The organism is Lyngbya sp. CCY1209 (assembly GCF_055795065.1).
In genome coordinates, this window is sequence record NZ_JAYFER010000552.1 from 1 (window position 1) to 248 (window position 248).

The 248-nt window shown below is 61.7% G+C and carries 1 protein-coding gene; it reads right to left on the reverse strand.

Translation table 11 applies throughout. From position 1 onward, the window contains the following. The coding region (locus AC0QHF_RS19240) for an Ig-like domain-containing protein (protein WP_324705856.1) at positions 1–248 on the reverse strand (248 nt) is incomplete at both ends.

Sequence of the window (248 nt, forward strand, 5' to 3'; positions counted from 1 at the left end):
GTCGGCGTCGGGGGTGATGTCGAAGGTGTAGGTGATGTTGTCGGCGGTTTGCAGGTTGTCGGCGCTGCCGTTGTTGACGGTGATATCCGATACGTCGAACCCGCTGACTTCTTCGGCGAAGCTGGCCGTGACGGTGAAGGGGGCGTTGATTGTCTCTTCGGCGTCGGTGGTGAGTGTCACCGTGGGGGCGGTCGAGTCCGCCGTCCGGGTGAGTTGGGTGGCGGCAATGTTATCGTTTCCGGCGATAT